Annotated in this window: 17 protein-coding genes; 15 read left to right on the top strand and 2 right to left on the bottom strand. The window is 59.6% G+C overall.

Annotated elements, in window-relative coordinates:
• The first annotated feature begins 186 nt into the window (after nucleotides 1–186).
• The 5 genes from DY251_RS02805 to DY251_RS02785 all read left to right on the top strand — a co-directional run bounded on the left by DY251_RS02805 (nucleotide 187) and on the right by DY251_RS02785 (nucleotide 4436).
• The gene (locus tag DY251_RS02805; protein WP_116622347.1) at nucleotides 187–1353 is read left to right on the top strand and encodes a lipase; all 1167 of its coding nucleotides are present in this window, start codon (nucleotides 187–189) and stop codon (nucleotides 1351–1353) included.
• Nucleotides 1350–1937, top strand: coding sequence for a protein-S-isoprenylcysteine O-methyltransferase (locus DY251_RS02800; RefSeq protein ID WP_116622346.1), 588 nt, complete (start codon nucleotides 1350–1352; stop codon nucleotides 1935–1937). Before DY251_RS02805 ends, DY251_RS02800 begins: the two co-directional genes overlap by 4 nt.
• Before the next feature lie 5 nt (nucleotides 1938–1942).
• Nucleotides 1943–2542, top strand: a complete 600-nt coding sequence (locus DY251_RS02795) for a lipase (RefSeq protein WP_199498764.1) — start codon at nucleotides 1943–1945, stop codon at nucleotides 2540–2542.
• Between the two features lie 63 nt (nucleotides 2543–2605).
• Complete coding sequence (locus DY251_RS02790) at nucleotides 2606–3448, top strand: TIGR01459 family HAD-type hydrolase (RefSeq protein ID WP_116622345.1); 843 nt, start codon at nucleotides 2606–2608, stop codon at nucleotides 3446–3448.
• 1 nt (nucleotide 3449) lies between these two features.
• Nucleotides 3450–4436, top strand: coding sequence for a bifunctional riboflavin kinase/FAD synthetase (locus DY251_RS02785; RefSeq protein WP_116622344.1), 987 nt, complete (start codon nucleotides 3450–3452; stop codon nucleotides 4434–4436).
• 1 nt (nucleotide 4437) lies between these two features.
• Here the strand turns inward: DY251_RS02785 and DY251_RS02780 are convergent, their stop codons facing one another.
• Entirely contained in the window at nucleotides 4438–4998 is a 561-nt protein-coding gene (locus DY251_RS02780) for an HdeD family acid-resistance protein (protein WP_116622343.1), read from the bottom strand.
• Nucleotides 4999–5286: 288 nt separating this feature from the next.
• Between DY251_RS02780 and ileS the strand changes: the two genes are divergently transcribed.
• Both ileS and DY251_RS02770 read left to right on the top strand, forming a co-directional pair.
• Nucleotides 5287–8205 carry an isoleucine--tRNA ligase gene (gene ileS / locus DY251_RS02775; protein WP_116622342.1) on the top strand — a complete coding sequence of 973 codons (2919 nt, stop codon included), beginning with the start codon at nucleotides 5287–5289 and terminating at the stop codon, nucleotides 8203–8205.
• A 164-nt stretch (nucleotides 8206–8369) separates the two neighbouring features.
• Nucleotides 8370–9077: a hypothetical protein gene (locus DY251_RS02770; protein ID WP_245415835.1), complete on the top strand. Its 708-nt coding sequence runs from the start codon at nucleotides 8370–8372 to the stop codon at nucleotides 9075–9077.
• Here DY251_RS02770 and DY251_RS02765 read toward each other — a convergent pair.
• A complete protein-coding gene (locus DY251_RS02765; RefSeq protein ID WP_116622460.1) occupies nucleotides 9074–9505 on the bottom strand; it encodes a nucleoside deaminase in 432 nt (143 codons plus the stop codon). The two genes, DY251_RS02770 and DY251_RS02765, sit on opposite strands and share 4 nt — an antisense overlap.
• 82 nt (nucleotides 9506–9587) lie before the next feature.
• Between DY251_RS02765 and DY251_RS02760 the strand changes: the two genes are divergently transcribed.
• The 8 genes from DY251_RS02760 (at nucleotide 9588) to DY251_RS02725 (ending at nucleotide 18212) form a co-directional block, all read left to right on the top strand.
• Nucleotides 9588–11501 carry a pseudouridine synthase gene (locus DY251_RS02760; protein ID WP_116622341.1) on the top strand — a complete coding sequence of 638 codons (1914 nt, stop codon included), beginning with the start codon at nucleotides 9588–9590 and terminating at the stop codon, nucleotides 11499–11501.
• 3 nt (nucleotides 11502–11504) lie between these two features.
• The gene (gene rsmD / locus DY251_RS02755) at nucleotides 11505–12059 is read left to right on the top strand and encodes a 16S rRNA (guanine(966)-N(2))-methyltransferase RsmD (protein ID WP_116622340.1); all 555 of its coding nucleotides are present in this window, start codon (nucleotides 11505–11507) and stop codon (nucleotides 12057–12059) included.
• A 97-nt stretch (nucleotides 12060–12156) separates the two neighbouring features.
• The gene (locus tag DY251_RS02750) at nucleotides 12157–13473 is read left to right on the top strand and encodes a M16 family metallopeptidase (protein ID WP_245415843.1); all 1317 of its coding nucleotides are present in this window, start codon (nucleotides 12157–12159) and stop codon (nucleotides 13471–13473) included.
• On the top strand, nucleotides 13470–14816 hold the full coding sequence (locus DY251_RS02745; protein WP_245415834.1) for a M16 family metallopeptidase: 1347 nt from the start codon (nucleotides 13470–13472) through the stop codon (nucleotides 14814–14816). The genes DY251_RS02750 and DY251_RS02745 overlap by 4 nt, the downstream gene beginning before the upstream one ends.
• On the top strand, nucleotides 14813–15679 hold the full coding sequence (locus DY251_RS02740; protein ID WP_116622339.1) for a patatin-like phospholipase family protein: 867 nt from the start codon (nucleotides 14813–14815) through the stop codon (nucleotides 15677–15679). Before DY251_RS02745 ends, DY251_RS02740 begins: the two co-directional genes overlap by 4 nt.
• 72 nt (nucleotides 15680–15751) lie before the next feature.
• Complete coding sequence (locus tag DY251_RS02735) at nucleotides 15752–17095, top strand: TldD/PmbA family protein (protein WP_116622338.1); 1344 nt, start codon at nucleotides 15752–15754, stop codon at nucleotides 17093–17095.
• On the top strand, nucleotides 17082–17900 hold the full coding sequence (locus tag DY251_RS02730; RefSeq protein ID WP_245415833.1) for an inositol monophosphatase family protein: 819 nt from the start codon (nucleotides 17082–17084) through the stop codon (nucleotides 17898–17900). The genes DY251_RS02735 and DY251_RS02730 overlap by 14 nt, the downstream gene beginning before the upstream one ends.
• A 63-nt stretch (nucleotides 17901–17963) precedes the next feature.
• A complete protein-coding gene (locus DY251_RS02725; RefSeq protein ID WP_116622337.1) occupies nucleotides 17964–18212 on the top strand; it encodes a DUF4170 domain-containing protein in 249 nt (82 codons plus the stop codon).
• Nucleotides 18213–18225: the final 13 nt, after the last annotated feature.

Here is an 18225-nt window from a genome sequence, read left to right as displayed (position 1 = left end):
CATTAGCACTCTGTAGAGGTGAGTGCCAATGATGGCTGGGAGATAGTTTGGCCCCCTCCTAGTGTCAAGGATCGGCCATCAAATTAGCGCAAATTTTTTGCGAGGAATGCAATATCAAGGTCTCGACCAAGGCATTCCTATGTGCTGCAGCGCGATATAAAAGAGCGACAGCGGATTCGCAATTGAATGACGGAACAAATCACCAGGCGCGCAATATTTTTCGTCGGCGGCTACGACCCGAAGTCGCCGCAGGCATTCTTTACGCGCATGGATAAGGAACTCGCCCGGTTTGAAAAACTGTGGGGAGCGAAGGCGCAACGCGCCGACGCTGGCGGCGAGGCCGAAACGGGCAGGGCGGTGATAACGAACGAGATTGACGGCAAAGCGGTCGAGACAGAGTTCAACTTTTTTGTGCTGGACAGCTTGGTGCTGGCGGATTTCGCACGACCGCTGCCGGTGCGGCTCGCCAAATATCTGGCGGCGTTCGCGGATTTCGTGGTGACGGGCACTGCCTTCCGCATATTCGCGAAAGCGTGGCGGTTTGGCCTTTATTTCCTGTTTCCATTTTTGATGATTTGCGCCTTTGCCGCGCTCGGCTGGATTGTCGCGAAGCTGACGCAGCAGTGGCTCGGATGGATGTCCATAATTTTGGGACTGGTGGTTTTCGCGCTGGCACAGTGGAAACTGGGCGAGCGCTGGCCGGTCAACCATCTGATGGACCTATGGTCGTTCTCGCGCAATTTCATTCGTGGAAACCGCGCCGACGCAGATGCGCTGATGGATAGATTTGCGGATTGCGCCATAGAACGTGTGAAATCCGGCAAGTTCGATGAGGTAATACTGATCGGGCATTCGACCGGCGGATTGCTCATTCTCGATATTGCTGGTCGCTGTCTTGAGCGCGATCTGAATTTTACCGGCTATGCACCCCACGTTTCGGTGCTGACGCTCGGCTCGACAGCGCTGAAGGCAGGGTTACATCCTGCCGCAAAGCAGTTTCGTTCAAAGGTGAAAACACTGGCTGATGATGGGCGGCTACACTGGGTCGAGATTCAATGCCTTACGGATGTCATTAATTTCTATAAGACGAACCCTGCCGCGGAAATGCATATGGCGGTGCGGGACGATTTCACACTCGTGCGGCGCATGAGGGTAAAGGACATGCTTGAGGCCGAAACCTACAAGCGCATCAAAAAGAGCTTCTTTCGCGTGCATTATCAGTACATTTTCGGGAACACGAAACCTTATTGGTTCGATTTCTTTCAGGTTTGCTGCGGCCCAATTCCTCTGCTTGAACGGGCAGAAGAGATGATTGTGGGATCAGGCACGGCAAAGGACAACGCCACGATATGACACCAATAATTGCTGCAATCATCTGGGCTTGCGGGCTGGTCGGATGGACGGTCATCCGCCATCCGCATCAAAGGCGGGCGCGCAAGACCCAGACTGTCACGGATGCGCGCTCGATGGGCGACCGGCTGGCGCTCGGCTTTGCCTCGATCTGCCTTTCCATCGTGCCGCTGGTCTATGTTTTGACGGGATTTCCTGCCTTTGCGGATTATGCTTTCAGGCCGTTGATGGGTTGGCTTGGACTCTTTGTGGAGATCGGATTCCTGACCCTGTTCTATGCAAGCCATCGGCAGCTTGGCAAGAACTGGTCAATCTCACTGGAGATACGCGATAGACATGAACTGGTAACGGATGGGCTTTACCGTTTTGTTCGCCATCCCATGTATTCGTCGTTCTGGCTCTGGGGCATCGCGCAGGCCTTGCTGATACCAAACTGGATTGCCGGACTGGCGGGATTGGTGGGAATTGCAGTGCTTTATATTGTACGGGTCGGGCCGGAAGAGGCGATGATGCGCAAAACCTTCGGTCCATCCTATGACGAATATGCACGACGGACTGGGCGCGTCGTGCCGCGCATTTTTGGGTAAGATCTATGGGCGACGGGGTTAATAGAAGGCAGGTGCTGACTGGCGCTGCCGCGCTGGCGGGGTCGAGCCTGATTTCGCGACCGGTTGCGGCTGCTCAGGCGCCGGCTGAAGTCTATCTGCTGCGCGGCGGCGTAGTCGGTATTTTTTCGACCGGCATGAACGATATTGGCAGTTTGCTGGCGCAGCGCGGCGTGAATGCCGTGGTGCAGGGGCACACAAGTTGGAACACCATTGCCAGCCGCATCATTATGGAACGCCAGAAATTTGGGCGCGCACCGCTTGCGCTGGTCGGCCACTCCTTTGGTGCGGATGCGGTCGTGAAGATCGCGGAAGTGGTTCGGCGCGAGAAGATTCCGGTCAATGTGCTGATTTCGCTGGCCGCTACAAACCCCGATCCGGTTCCATCCAATGTGAAGCGCGCGGTCGGCTATTATTTCTCCGAGCATGGCTGGGGGCTGCCGCTGGCGGCCGGGCCAGGCTTTAGCGGCAAGCTGTCGAACCGCGACTATTCGGGCGATTCGGGTGTGAGTCATTTCAACATCGACAAGCAGCACGCCATACAAGACGAAATTATGCAGCTTGTGCTCTGGTCAGTCGGCCAATAGCCGAAAAGCAGTGACACATTCAGCGGGTTCGTTTAATCGCTGCACGCGGAAGTTGGGGACGCCATGCATATTGACGCTCTGAGTGAAATATCGGGCCGCTACAAAGCGATTTTGTGCGACATCTGGGGTGTCGTGCACAATGGCGTGCGGCCATTTCCGCATGCGGTCGAGGCGCTGAAAGAAGCGCGGCAGGCCGGGCTTGCAGTAGTACTGATTACCAACGCGCCGCGTCCGCACAGCGCCGTCGAGGGGCAATTGGCGGGGTTGGGCGTCGATCCCGAAAGCTGGGATCGGATCGTGACCTCCGGCGATGTGACGCGCGACTTGATCGAGTCCGGGCCGCGCAAGATTTTCCATCTTGGACCTGACCGCGATCTGGAAATCTATGACGATCTGGATGTGGAACTGGTCGAGGAGTTCGAGGCGAACGCCGTGGTTTGCACCGGCCTGTTCGATGACGAGACTGAAACGCCGGAAGATTATGCGGAGCTTTTGCAGCGCTTTCGGTCGCGCAATCTCCCGTTTGTGTGCGCCAATCCCGATATTGTTGTCGAACGCGGCCACAAGCTGGTTTGGTGTGCGGGCGCGCTGGCGCGCGATTACGGCCAGCTTGGCGGACGCACGCTGATTGCCGGCAAGCCGTTCAAGCCGATCTACGATCTTGCGATGCGCGAGGCGGTGGAAATCCGCGGCGCGACAACGATTAGCGAAGCGCTCGCAATCGGCGACGGTATGCTGACCGATGTGAAGGGTGCAGCCGATTATGGGCTGGACTATGTATATATTTCCGGCGGCATCCACGCGCGCGAATATGGCGATTCCGACGGACCGACGCGCGATAGGCTGGAGCAATATCTGGCGGATCATGGTCGCCAGCCGGTCGCCACCATGCATCGCCTGCGCTGAAATGTCTGGAACGCCCATTCGCCGCATATCGCCAAACGCGCTGCTGCCCGACGATTTGCGGGGCGGGGTGGTTGCAATCGGCAATTTTGACGGCGTGCATCGCGGCCATCAGGCGGTTTTGCAGCGCGCACTGGATGAAGCTGCGCGCCGCAATGTGCCGGCGCTGGTACTGACCTTTGAGCCGCATCCGCGCAAGTTGTTTCGACCGGACCAGCCGCATTTCGTGCTGACCCCGCCGCCGATGAAGGCGAGACTGCTCGAATTGCTCGGGTTCAATGCGGTGGTGGAATATCCGTTTACCCGCGAATTTGCTGCGCTTTCGGCGGAAGCATTCGTCACCGACATTCTGGATGGACTGCTGGGCGTCAGCCACGTGGTCACGGGGTTCGACTTTCACTTTGGCAAGGACAGGCGCGGCGGTCCGGCTTTTCTGATGGAATCCGGCGAGCGGCACGGTTTCGGCGTTACGCTGGTGGACGCATTTCGCGATGAGAATGCGAATGTGGTTTCCTCCAGTCGCATCCGCCAATTGTTGGAAGAGGGCGAGATTGTCGAAGCAGCAGGTCTGCTGGGCTATCGGTACACTGTGGAAGCGCCGATTGTTGGCGGTCAGCAATTGGGTCGCACGCTTGGATTTCCGACAGCCAATATGGCGCTGGATGTCGACACGCAACTGCGGCACGGGATTTACGCCGTGCGGTTTCGTCGTGAGGACGGAAGCCTTTACGATGGGGTCGCGAGCTTCGGGCGTCGCCCCACAGTGACGGAGAATGGCGCGCCGCTGCTCGAAACTTTTGTGTTCGATTTTACGGGCGATCTTTACGGCGAGGAATGCGAAGTGTCGTTCTTCGGCTTTCTGCGCGGCGAAGAAAAGTTCGATGGGCTAGATGCGCTGGTTGTGCAGATGAAGCGCGATGAAGAAGAAGCGCGGGCGATGCTTTCCGCTTGCCGCCCGCTCTCCGAACTGGATGCTGCGATAGCCTTCTAGGCTATTTGCGCAGCGCAAATCCCGTCGCTATCAGCGCCCAGCCTTGGAAAGTCAGGTCGATTGCGAGGAAAAGACCGAGAATCCAGAGGCTGTTGACCGGCCAACCAACAGCAATGATAAGGCCCGCGAGAATGGTGATGATGCCGCCGGCAAGCATCCAGCCCCAATTCGTCTTCGCCTTCTGGCCGAGCGCGAAAACCACGCGCAGACCGCCGGACGCGATGAGCGAGATAGCGAGCATGAGCGTGAGTATCGCTGACGTGAACACCGGATTGTAGAAGGCAAAGAAGCCGGCCACCGCGTAAAGCACGCCGCTGAGCAGCAGCCACAAGAAATGGCTCCAGGTGCGCATGTAAAAGGCGTGAATGATTTCGGCGATGCCCGCGATGAGCATCATCGTGCCGACAACAAAAACGGACGCGATTGTGGCCGCCAGAACGTTGTAAAAGGCGTAAAGACCGAAAAGTACAAGCAATACGCCAACGGCAACAAACCAGCCCCATTTGGAGCGAGCTTCACCGATTTGTTCCCTCAGTGCTTCAGGCAGATCAACGTTTGTCATGGCTGTCCCTCTCCGTGATGATCTAAATCCTGTTTCAATGTGGAGGGCATGTCCAGCGATTTGCGACTCTGGCCCATTAAAGAAACGGCTTTATTCGCCGCGTGGCTTGTTCTAAAAGCGCCGCCCATGACGATCCTTTTCGCCATACGAATTATTGGCCCGGTGTTCCGGGCGGCCTGAACGCCGCCGGAACCGCCGGGATTGACTGTTGTCGCCGTTTTTCGGCGCGTCCCCTACGAGATTTGATTTGGCCCGGCGCGGCTGCGCGGGCAACGATATGGCCGGAAAATGACCGCTGAGAAGATCGACTATTCAAAGACCCTGTACCTGCCGCAGACGGAATTTCCGATGCGCGCCGGATTGCCCGAAAAAGAGCCGACAACCGTAAAGCGCTGGCAGGAGATGGACCTTTACAAGCGCTTGCGCGAGGAAGCGACAGGCCGCGAGAAATATGTGCTGCATGACGGCCCGCCCTACGCGAACGGCAACATCCACATTGGGCACGCGCTGAACAAGATCCTCAAGGACATAATTGTTCGCTCATTCCAGATGCGCGGCTATGACTCGAACTACGTGCCGGGTTGGGACTGCCACGGCCTGCCAATCGAATGGAAGATCGAGGAGCAATATCGCGCCAAGGGCAAGAACAAGGACGAAGTGCCGATCAACGAATTCCGCAAGGAATGCCGCGAATTCGCGCAGCACTGGATCGGCGTGCAGTCCGAGGAATTCCAGCGCCTCGGCGTGATCGGCGATTTCAAGAACCCATACACGACAATGGCGTTTCACGCTGAGTCGCGCATCGCGGGCGAATTGTTGAAGTTCGCAATGTCCGGCCAGCTCTATCGCGGCTCAAAGCCGGTGATGTGGAGCGTGGTCGAACGCACCGCTCTTGCCGAAGCCGAGGTCGAATATCACGACCACGAAAGCGATACGATCTGGGTGAAGTTCCCTGTTGCAAACGGGGCGGGCGATCTGGCGGAGGCGGATGTCGTCATCTGGACCACCACGCCGTGGACCATCCCCGGCAATCGCGCCGTCGCCTATTCACCACGCGTTGCGTACGGCCTTTTTGAAGTGACCGAAGCGGAGAATGATTTCGGCCCGCAGCCCGGCGAAAAACTGATTTTTGCGGATGCGCTGGCGGAGGATTCATCCGCCAAAGCCAAGATCAAGATGAATCGGATTCGCAGCGTTTCGGCGCAAGAGATTGACTCAATTGTTCTTTCCCATCCGCTTAGGGGTCTTGGGGGTGGATACGAGTTCGACGTGCCTATGCTAGCCGGCGACCATGTGACCGACGATGCGGGTACGGGTTTCGTGCACACCGCGCCGGGCCATGGCCGCGAGGACTTTGATGCGTGGATGGATGCAGCATCCGATCTCTCCAAGCGCGGCATTGCGACGGAAATCCCGTTCACGGTTGGTCCGGATGGTTTCCTTACCAAAGACGCACCGGGCTTCGGGCCGGATCGCGACGGCGGCGCGGTGCGCGTGATCGACGATAACGGCAAGAAGGGCGATGCCAATCAGGCGGTTATCACCGCGCTGATCGAGCGCAACAAACTGTTCGCGCGCGGCAGGCTCAGGCACCAGTATCCGCATTCGTGGCGCTCGAAAAAGCCGATCATCTTCCGCAACACGCCGCAATGGTTCGTCTATATGGACAAGGAACTGGGCGATGGCACGACGCTGCGCGGCCGCGCGCTGAACGCCATCGACGCCACGCGCTTTGTGCCTGCCGCGGGGCTGACGCGGCTGCGCGCCATGATCCAGGAGCGCCCGGATTGGGTGCTTTCACGCCAGCGCGCATGGGGCGTGCCGATTGCCGTTTTCGCGGACGAGGACGGCAATGTGTTGAAGGACGTCGCTGTGAATGCGCGCATCACTGCCGCCTTCGAGCAAGAGGGCGCGGATGCCTGGTTTGCAGAAGGCGCTAAAGAGCGTTTCCTCGGCAGCGATCATGACCATGCAAAATGGCAGAAGGTCACGGACATTCTGGACGTGTGGTTCGATTCCGGCTCGACGCATACCTTCACGCTGGAAGATCGCCCCGACCTGAAATGGCCTGCGGATGTGTATCTGGAAGGCTCGGACCAGCATCGCGGCTGGTTCCATTCCTCGCTGCTGGAAAGCTGCGGAACGCGCGGACGCGCGCCTTACAATGCTGTTGTGACACATGGCTTCACAATGGACGAGGAAGGCCGCAAAATGTCCAAGTCGCTGGGCAATACGGTCGTTCCGCAAGATGTGATCAAGCAATCCGGCGCCGATATACTGCGTCTTTGGGTCGCGACCACCGATTATTGGGAAGACCAGCGCCTCGGCAAGAACGTGCTGCAAACCAATGTCGATGCCTATCGCAAAATGCGCAACACGATCCGCTGGATGCTCGGCACACTGGCCCATGATGAAGGCGAGGCGGTTGCCGTCGAGTCGATGCCGGAACTGGAACGGCTGATGTTGCATCGGCTTGCCGAACTGGATGAGGCGGTGCGCACCGGATACGACGCGTTTGAATTCAAACGGATCACGCGCGCGCTGATCGACTTCATGGTGGTCGAGCTTTCGGCTTTCTACTTCGATATTCGCAAGGACGCGCTCTATTGCGACGCGCCTTCCAGCCCGAAGCGGAAGGCGGCGCTTTTCGTCGTGCGGCAACTCTTCGAATGCCTGACCAAATGGCTCGCGCCCGTGCTTCCGTTCACGATGGAAGAGGCCTGGCTTGAGCGGCACCCCGGCGCTGAATCGATCCATCTTGAGCAATTCCCGGAGGTTCCGGCGAATTGGCACGACAATGCGCTGGCGGAAAAATGGCGTGCGATCCGGCAGGTGCGCGGCGTGGTGACGGCTGCTCTGGAATTGGAGCGCGCGAAGAAAGTCATCGGATCATCGCTGGAAGCTGTGCCCGTGGTTTATCTGGATGACCCTGCATTTGAGAAAAAAATCTCGGCATCGGATTTCGCTGAAATCTGCATCACCAGTGATCTGGTATACGCGGCCGGGCAGGCTCCGGCGGATGCATTCCGCGCGGCGGAATTGCCGGGCGCAGCGGTGGTTATAGAGCTTTCCGACGCACGCGGCCTGCGCAAATGCGCGCGCTCGTGGCGCTATACCGCTGACGTCGGCCTGGATGCAGAATTCCCCGACGTTTCGGCCCGCGACGCGGCTGCGTTGCATGAGTTGCAGGCGTTAGGACGTCTTTAAGACGAAACGAAACAGACTGTGAGGGTTGCCTACGTTGCCCTCACAGGCCGATTCGGATACAAGGCCCGCCATTCCGTGCGCCTAATTGTCGCCGGAATCCCAAGGATAAGCGGTATGGCAAGAGCCGTGATTGGCGGCGAGCTTCCAGAATGAGGCGGGATTACGTGAGTTTTTCAAACATCAAGCCGATGCGGGCGCTCTTGGCAGGGTCTGCCATGGTGTCCGCTTTTCTCCTTTCCGGCTGCATGTCTTCGCCCACCTACGGCACCGACAAGACTGCTACTGCGCAGTTGATCGATGACGTGTCCAACATCACGAAGCTGACGCCGGAACGCAAGAACGACATCAGCTATCGTCCGCGGCCGGATCTCGTGAAGCCGGGTTCGGTGCGTGATGCAACGCTGCCGCCGCCGCAGGATTCAGTTGCGGGTGCAGGCGACAGCGCATGGCCTGAGTCGCCTGAGGAACGCCGCAAGCGTTTGCGTGCCGATGCTGACGTGCGCAACGATCAGGGCGCATTCCGCAAGACGCCAACCACGGCGGCGAGCGAGGAGATCGACGCTCCGATGTCGACGACTTCCATCGACGAAGGCAAAGTTGGCCAATCAACGCGCTATCGTCCGGGCACGGATATCGTCGGGCAAGAGGCACGTCGCGCTGAATTCAAGAAGCGCCTTGCCGAAAACAATCAGGGCAGCCCGACCTCGCGCAAATTCCTGAGTGAGCCGCCGCTGGAATATCGCAAGCCTGCTGCGGATGCACCGACCAATGATCTCGGCGAGGACGAGTGGAAAAAGGAGCGCCGCCTGAAGGCCGAAGCGCGCAAGAAGGCTGGCAAGACAAGCTGGCGCGACTATATTCCGAGCTTCTAATCCCGGCGCGATTGAAAGAACGAGCGGAGCAGGTGTGCTGATTCCTGTTCTGCCAGCCCGGAATAAACGTCCGGTACGTGGTGGCAGGTCGGCGCATTGAAAAAACGAACGCCGCTGACCACGCCACCACCTTTCTCATCAACGGCACCGAAATAAAGCCGCCTGATGCGGGCGAACGAGATCGCGGCGGCGCACATGGTGCAGGGTTCCAGCGTTACGTATAGATCGGCTTGAAGCAGACGTTCGGCGGAAAGTCTCGCCGCGCCTTCACGCAAAACCAGCATTTCGGCATGGGCAGTGGGGTCGTTGAGTTCACGGGTGCGATTGCCAGCGCGGGCGATGATAGCGCCTTGCACGATAAGCACTGCGCCGATGGGCACTTCGCCGCGAGCGGCAGCGGCCTTGGCCTCATCCAGTGCCAACTCCATGAAATCGGTGCGGCTCACTGATATTCCCCTCGCGCGCTTCCAACGATCTTGATATCTAACCGGCCAAACGAGCTAGGACCATATGGACGACAATCGAAAAAAGCCGAACAGGGGCAAGCCGCCACGTTCAGTCGGCAGCAGCAGACCCGCAAAGGGTGGAGACGGCGGCAAGCTATTCAGGAAGTCTGGCGAACAGCGCAGCTTCCGCAAGGACGGCGAAGAAGGCCGCACGCGTTTTGAACGCAGCGAGGGCGGCCCACGCAAATTCGACCGCGAAGGCGGCGAGGGCGAAAAGCGCTTCCGCAAGTTTGATGGGCCGCGTCCACCGCGCAAGGACGACGAGGAAGGCCGCACGCGTTTTGAACGCAGCGAGGGCGGCCCACGCAAATTCGACCGCGAAGGCGGCGAGGGCGAAAAGCGCTTCCGCAAGTTTGATGGGCCGCGTCCACCACGCAAGGAAGGCGAGGAAGGCCGCAAGCGGTTTGAACGCAGCGAGGGCGGCCCACGCAAATTCGACCGCGAAGGTGGCAGTGGCGAAAAGCCTTTCCGCAAGTTTGATGGGGCGCCTCCACCACGCAAGGACGGCGAAGAAGGCCGCAAGCGGTTTGAACGCAGCGAGGGCGGCCCACGCAAATTCGACCGCGAAGGCGGTGACAAGCCATTCCGCAAATTCGACGGTCCGCGCAAGTTCGATAAGGATAAGCCGCGCGGCGACCGTGAAGCGCCTCGCCGTTTTGAGCGCGGTCCGGCACGCGAGCAGGAATGGTCTGAAGGCGAGCGCATTGCAAAGCGACTGGCGCGCGCCGGTATTTCCTCGCGCCGCGATGCGGAAAGCCTGATTACGGACGGACGCGTGCGCGTGAACGGCAAGCTTGTCGAAACGCCTGCGCTGAACGTGTTCGCGTCGGATCGGATCGAGGTCGATGGTCAGGAAATTCCGGCAATCGAGCGCACGCGTCTGTTCCTGTTTCACAAGCCTGCCGGGCTGGTAACGACGAATCGCGACCCCGAAGGACGCAAGACTGTTTTCGAGGTGCTGCCGGAAAATCTGCCGCGCCTGATGACGGTTGGCCGTCTCGACATCAATACGGAAGGGCTGTTGCTGCTTACCAATGATGGCGGTCTGTCACGCGTGTTGGAATTGCCTGCGACGGGCTGGCTGCGCCGCTATCGCGTGCGTGTGCATGGCGAAGTGGATGAAGCGCGCCTTGCTTCGCTGAAGGAGGGCATTGCCGTGGAAGGAGTGTTCTACGGGGCGGTCGAGGCCGAACTGGAGCGCACGCAGGGCACGAATGCCTGGCTCAGCATCGGTTTGCGCGAAGGCAAGAACCGCGAGGTAAAGAATATTCTCGGCGCTCTTGGCCTTGAGGTGACGCGCCTGATCCGCGTTTCGTACGGGCCGTTCCAGCTTGGCGACTTGCCGGAGGGCCATGTGCTGGAAATTAAGGGGCGTATGCTGCGCGAACAGCTCGGCGACCGCCTCATTGAAGAATCGGGCGCGAATTTCGATGCCGATATTGCAACGCCTTTCCCGAACAGACCGGTGCGGCGTGGTTTTGAGGAAGAGCGGCCACGCGAGCCGGCGCGACGTTCACGCGAACTGAATGTCGGCGAAGGCGGGCTGGTGAAGGGCGGGTTCCGCCGTGACCGCGAGCGCGGGCGCGAGGAAGTGCTAGGCCGGCTTACGACAAAGCCTGATCGCAAACCGTTTGGCGCAAAGCTTGCGCGCAGCGGGGCTCCGGCCAAGCGCGGCGACCGTGACGAAAAGCCATATGAAGTGCCGACGCCTCGCAAGGTGAATGTCTGGATGGCGCCTGGCGCAAAGCCGCAGGGCAAGCGCCCAAGCGAGCGCGCCGCTGAACGGCGCGAGCGCGAAGAGGGACAGGAAACGCGCGGACGTCCGCCATTCCGCAAGGAAGGCAAGCGCTTCGACAAGCCGGGCGGCGCGCCACGCAGCGGCCCCCGCGGTGGCGGCAAGCCTCCGCGCAAGGGGTAGCCCATGCGCATTGTTGGCGGGGAGTTCCGGGGCAGGGCGCTGGCGACCCCCCGCGACCAATCGATCCGGCCCACCACGGACCGGACGCGCGAGGCGTTATTCAACGTGCTGACGCATCGTTATGCGGACCAGCTTGAGGGCGCGCGCGTTCTGGATCTTTTTTCCGGAACGGGCGCGCTTGGACTCGAGGCGCTTTCGCGCGGCGCAGCGCAGTGCTTTTTCATTGAGGAATCAGCGGAAGGGCGCGGCCTGATCCGCACCAATGTGGAAGCCTTCGGCCTGCAGGGGCGGACCAAGATTTTTCGACGCGATGCGACGAGTTTGGGCGTGGTAGGAACAATTCAGCCGTTCAACCTGCTTTTTGCCGATCCGCCCTATGGAAAGGGGATGGGCGAGGCGGCGCTGCAATCGGCACGACAAGGCGGATGGCTGGTTCCCGGCGCGCTTTGCGTCGTCGAGGAAACAGCGGACGTGCCGTTCGATCCGGGCGACGGTTTCGAACTACTGGATGAACGCTCCTACGGTGATACGATCATAAGGATGTTCAACCTGCTGTGACGGCCTTGCTTGCGCCACAGATCGCCGACATTCAAAGCGCGAACGCGCAAACAGGATTAGTCTCTTGGCAACATCATTTCGGTTCGCGCTGGCGGCGATTTCGCTGCTTGCGCTCACGGCTCCGGCACTCACCGAGGACGGGTCGGGCGTTTCAAACTTCAAGCTGAGCAACGGCATGGAGGTAGTCGTCATTCCCGACCATCGCGCGCCTGTCGTAACGCATATGGTTTGGTACAAGATCGGCAGCGCCGACGAACCGCCGGGCAAATCCGGCATCGCGCATTTCTTCGAACATCTGATGTTCAAGGCCACAAAGAACCATCCGGCGGGTGAGTTTGACCGCAAGGTGTCGGAGATTGGCGGCGACGGAAACGCGTTCACGACGGACGATTACACGGCCTATGTCCAGACGGTTTCGCCCGATGCGCTGCCAACCATGATGAACTTCGAGTCAGACCGGATGCGCAATCTGGTGTTGACCGATGATGTGATCACAACCGAACGGGACGTTATTCTGGAAGAGCGCGCCTCGCGCGTGGACAATGACCCCGGCGCGCTGCTTTCTGAAGAGGTGGACGCGACGCTCTACCAAAACCATCCATATCGCATTCCGGTGATTGGCTGGAAGAACGAGATCGAACAACTGAACCGCACCGATGCGGTGGCGTTTTACGACCGCTATTATGCGCCCAACAACGCGATACTTGTGGTTGCGGGTGACACGACGCCGGAGCGCGTGAAGGAATTGGCCGAGGCGACTTACGGGAAAATTCCGCGCGGGGCGGACCTGCCGCCGCGGGTGCGCCCGCAGGAGCCTGAGCAAAATACAAGCCGCACCGTGACGCTGACAGACCCGCGCGTGAGCGTGCCGAGCTTTTCCAAGCGCTGGGTGGTGCCGTCTTATCGCACCGCGCAGCCCGGCGAGGCGGAAGCGCTCGACCTTTTGTCCGAAATTCTGGGTGGCGGCACGCGCAGCAGGCTGTACCAAAAGCTGATCGTGCACGATGGCGCGGCTTCAAGCGTCGGCGCGTTCTATCAAGGCAGCATGTATGACGCGACCGCTTTCGGCGTTTACGGCGCCCCGCAGGGCGGCGATGGGGTGGCGGGCGTGGAAAAGGCGATCGACGCGGAAATCGCTCGGATCGTGAAGGAAGGCGTGACCAATGACGAGCTTGAGCGCGCAAAGACGCGGTTCCGGCGCGGCGTGATTTTCGCGCGCGACAACTCGACCGGCATGGCGAATATGTACGGCAGCGCGCTCTCGACCGGCTCGACCTTGAAAGACATCGACGAATGGCCGGACCGCATTGCGGCAGTGACCGCAGCGCAGGTACAGGCCGTTGCCGCAAAATATCTCGTGCCGGGCAAATCCGTTGCTGGCTATCTCTTGCCCTCGCCGGAGGCCGTACAATGATTGGGTATCGGTTGGTGCGTTCTTTCGGTTCAACGGCGCTGATCGCGCGCGCTCTTCTTGCACTCGCTCTCCTGATGTTCAGCGCGCTGGCTGCGTCGGCGGAGATGAAAATTCAGGAGGTCGTTTCCTCCAAAGGCGTGCGGGCATGGCTGGTCGAGGATTACTCGGTTCCAGTCATTGCGATGCGTTTCGCGTTTGAAGGCGGCAGCACGCAAGATCCGGTCGGCAAGGAGGGCCTTGCCAATTTGATGACCGCATTGTTCGACGAGGGTGCAGGCCCGCTCGATAGCGATGCATTCCAGATAAAGCTCGATGATGCAGGCGCGGAAATGGGCTTCGACGCGGACCGCGACCGCTTCGAGGGCGGCATGCGGATGCTCGCGGACCAGCGCGAGGAGGCGTTCAACCTTCTGGCGCTTGCGGTGAATCAGCCGCGTTTCGATCAGAACCCTATCGACCGCATGCGTGCACAGATTATTTCCGGCATCGTGGCGCGCTCGCGTGACCCGGAATATGCGGCCGGATTGAAATGGGGTGAGGCGCTTTATCCCGGCCATCCCTACTCACGAAGGTCGCAGGGAATGCCGGAAACGCTGAAAACCATTTCGGCTGACGATTTGCGCGCGTTCCACAAGAACGTTTTTGCGCGCGAAAAGCTTCATGTGGGCGTTGTGGGTGCAATCGATGCTGAAACGCTCAAGAAGGAACTTGATCGCGTGTTCGGCGACTTGCCGGAAAAGCCAAATCTGATTGCAGTGCCGGATGTTGCGCCAAAGCTCGGCCAAACGCTGTCCGTGACCTATGATTTGCCGCAGACAATAATCCAGATGGCATATCCGGGCGTGGCGCGTGCGGACCCCGAATTTTTCGCGGCGTTTTTGATGAATCACATTCTGGGAGGCGGCTCATTTACCTCGCGCCTGTTCGAGGAGGTGCGCGAAAAGCGCGGGCTGGCTTACGGCGTGGATTCCTCGCTGTCCTCCTCCGAGCATTCCAATCTGCTTTCCATTTCCACGGCAACGCGCTCAGACCGAGCTTCGGAAACGCTGGACATCATGCGAACGGTGATCAAGGATGTTGCAGAAAACGGCGTGACCGATGACGAGCTGGCGGCGGCCAAGAAATATGTGATCGGCGCTTATGCAATCAACAATCTCAACAGTTCGGCGGCGATTGCACGCACACTGGTTGAGCTGCAGGCGGAAGACCTCGGCATCGACTATATGCAGCGCCGGGGCGCACTGATCGACGCTGTTACGCGCGAACAGGTCAACGCCATTGCGAAAAAGCTGCTAACGGTTGATCCTGCAATCATGACCGTCGGACCGGAGAAGCAGGGATGAAGGCGAGCGCGCCCAAGCCAGCAGCCAATTCGCCAAGCTTTGCTGTGGCCTTTGGCGGCGGCGGGGCGAGGGGGCTTGCGCACATCCATGTGATCGAGGCGCTGGACGAGCTTGGCATAAAGCCAACTGCAATTGCGGGCTCGTCCATCGGCGCGATCATGGGCGCGGGCATGGCGGCCGGGATGAAAGGCGCGGAAATTCATGAATATGCGCATGAAATTCTGGGTCGCAGGGCTGAGGTGGCCAGCCGCATGTGGCGCGCACGACCCGGCTCGTTTGCCGAGTTCTTCAAGAGCGGCATTTCGGTCAGCCAGTTCAATGTAGAGCGCTTGCTGAGCGCTTTCCTGCCCGCTCAAATTCCCGAAACATTCGAGGAATTGGCGGTGCCGCTTCAGGTGACGGCAACGGATTATTTCGGCCACACCCTGCATGTTTGCGATAGCGGCGAGTTGATTTCAGCGCTGGGCGCTTCTGCTGCCATTCCGGCAGTTTTCAAGCCCGTGCGGCGCGACGGACGGCTACTGATCGACGGCGGTATCTATAATCCGGTGCCGTTCGATCTGGTGCTCGGCAAGGCCGACATAACGATTGCTATTGATGTGGTGGGCGCGCCGACCGAAGGTCTGCGCAAGGTGCCGAGCTCCATCGACCTGATGTTCGGTGCGAGCCAGCTCATGATGCAGTCGATCATCGCCAACAAGCTGCAGCAATCGCAGCCGGATATTCTGCTGCGCCCACCGGTTTCGCGGTTTCGGGTGCTGGATTTCCTGAAAATCGATTCCGTCATGGCGGAAACAGCGTCGATTAAAGACGATCTGAAGCGCACGATCGATGCCGCGCTGGCTGCGCGAAAGGCCGCTTAGCATTGCACATGGCCTGCCGGCACAATAGATGAAGCATCAGAATTACCTGCCGCCTGCGAATGGAATCACCGAATGTCCGAAACGCTAGACACCAATCGACTGACCGATCGGGTCGCTTCCCTCGTTGAAGCGGCAAAGCGGGCCGGTGCGGACGCCGCCGATGCGGTGGCTGTGCGCAGCCGTTCGACTTCGGTGACCGTGCGCTTGGGCAAGGTTGAAAGTACGGATGCATCTGAAAGCGACGACGTTTCGCTGCGCGTTTTCGTCGGCCAGAAGGTCGCCAGCGTTGCGGCGAATGCCGGGGCAGACGCAGTGGCGCTTGCCGAGCGCGCCGTCGCGATGGCGAGGGTTTCGCCGGAAGACGCGTATCAAGGGTTGGCGGATGCCAATTTGCTGGCACGAAACATTCGTGATCTCGACTTGCTCGACCTGACGGCCGTTTCCGCTGCCGACCTCACCGCGCAAGCGCTTGCCGCCGAGCAGGCCGCGATGGAGGTGAAAGGCGTTACCAATTCCAGCGGCAGCAGCGCCGGTGCAGGTATTGGCGGGTTGGTTCTGGCCACCTCGAACGGCTTTGTCGGTCAATATGCGGGCTCGCGTTTCTCGCGCTCGGTAAGCGTTATCGCTGGTGAAGGCACTGGCATGGAGCGCGACTATGACTTTTCCTCGCGCATCCATTTTTCCGAACTTGAGCGGCCCGAAATCATCGGTCGCAATGCAGGCGAGCGCGTCGTGCGCCGCCTCAATCCGCGCCGCATCGCGACGGGTACGGTGAATGTCGTATTCGATCCGCGCGTGGCCCGTGGCATGGCGGGACATCTGGCGGGCGCGATCAATGGTGCTGCGGTTGCACGCAAAACGAGCTTCTTGCGTGACATGATGGGCAAGCAGATTGCGAGCGCAGCCATCACCGTTACCGACGATCCGCTGAAGCTGCGCGGACAAGCGTCGCGGCCTTTCGACGGCGAGGGCGTAGAAGGCGAAGCGATGGTGATGGTGGACAAGGGCGTGCTTGGCCACTGGTTTCTCTCGACCTCGGCGGCGCGTGAACTGGGCCTGCAAACGAACGGGCGCGGCTCGCGTTCGGGTTCCTCGGTTTCCCCGACCTCGACCAACCTGGCCATCGAACCGGGCGAGATTTCGCCGGAAGACATGATTCGAAATGTCAAGAATGGGCTCTATGTAACTGAAGTCATTGGCCAGGGCGTGAACATGGTGACGGGCGAATATAGCCGCGGCGCGTCGGGCTTCATGATCGAAAATGGCGAGCTGACCTATCCTGTTTCGGAAATCACCATCGCGTCAAACCTCAAGGATATGTTCCTGCGCATGGTTCCGGCAAACGACACGGACCGCAATTACGGCACCGCCGCGCCGACGCTGCTTGTCGAAGGGATGACCATTGCAGGTACGTAAGGCATCGGCGGCAAGCTCTGCGGACTCCGATCTCGACCTGCTGCGCGATGCGGCGGGCGAAGCGGGGCGCATCGCCATGCGCTACTTCAAGCAGAACCCCGAAGTCTGGATGAAGGGCGGAACCTCGCCCGTGAGCGAGGCCGACTATGCAGCCGACCGCTATCTGTTCAAAACGCTGCTGGATGCGCGACCGGGTTATGGCTGGCTTTCGGAGGAGACTGTCGAGAACAGGCGAACTGCAACGGGCGAGCGCAGCTTTATCGTCGATCCCATAGACGGCACACGCGGCTTTCTGGAAGGCAATCCGCAGTGGTGCGTGAGCGTGGCGATTGTCGAGCAGGGCCGCACAATTGCGGGCGTGCTGGAATGCCCCGCCAGCGGCGAACGCTTTGAAGCGCAGCGCGGCGGCGGCGGGCGCTTGAACGGCGTACCTATCCGGGTGCGCGCGCAAGGCGATACGAATTTGAGTTTGGGCGGGCCGAAGTTGATGGGCGGTCTGTTGCCAGCCGCTTGGCGCGCGCGGATACGACCTTACAGCTATGTGCCTTCGCTGGCTTATCGCATTGCGCTGATTGCCAGCGGCAGGCTGGACGCAACTTTCATCAAGCCGAACGCGCATGATTGGGATATTGCAGCGGCTATGCTCATTCTTGAGGAGGCAGGCGGGCTTGTTCTGAACGAGTATGGCAGGCAGCCGGAACTTGGCCTTGATGACCCGCGCCATGCTGCGCTCGCCGCTGGCAGCGGGCCATTGCTCGAAGTAATGGTTGAAGCACTCGCTGAATACCCGGGAAGTGCTGACTGACAACTTGAATTAGTGGCCGAATTGGCCCAAACCGGACCAAATTCAAAATTGAGTACGACAGCGATGAGCGATGAAAAAGGCGAGAAGCAACTGCTTCATCTGGTGTTTGGCGGAGAATTGAAAAACCTGCGCGGCAATGACTTCCGAAATCTGGACGAACTGGATATCGTCGGCATATTCCCGAACTACCAGGCTGCCCTAGCGGCATGGAAATCCAAGGCTCAGGCAAGCGTAGACAATGCGCATATGCGCTACTATGTGGTGCATCTTCACCGCTTGCTGGACCCCGAAGAAACTGGCAAGCAAGGCTGAATGGTGGCCTGAA

This window comes from Mesorhizobium denitrificans (genome assembly GCF_003403035.1).
GTDB lineage: Bacteria > Pseudomonadota > Alphaproteobacteria > Rhizobiales > Rhizobiaceae > Mesorhizobium_G > Mesorhizobium_G denitrificans.
Note: the sequence above shows the minus strand (reverse complement) of the source record. Positions and strands in the feature narration are given on the sequence as shown.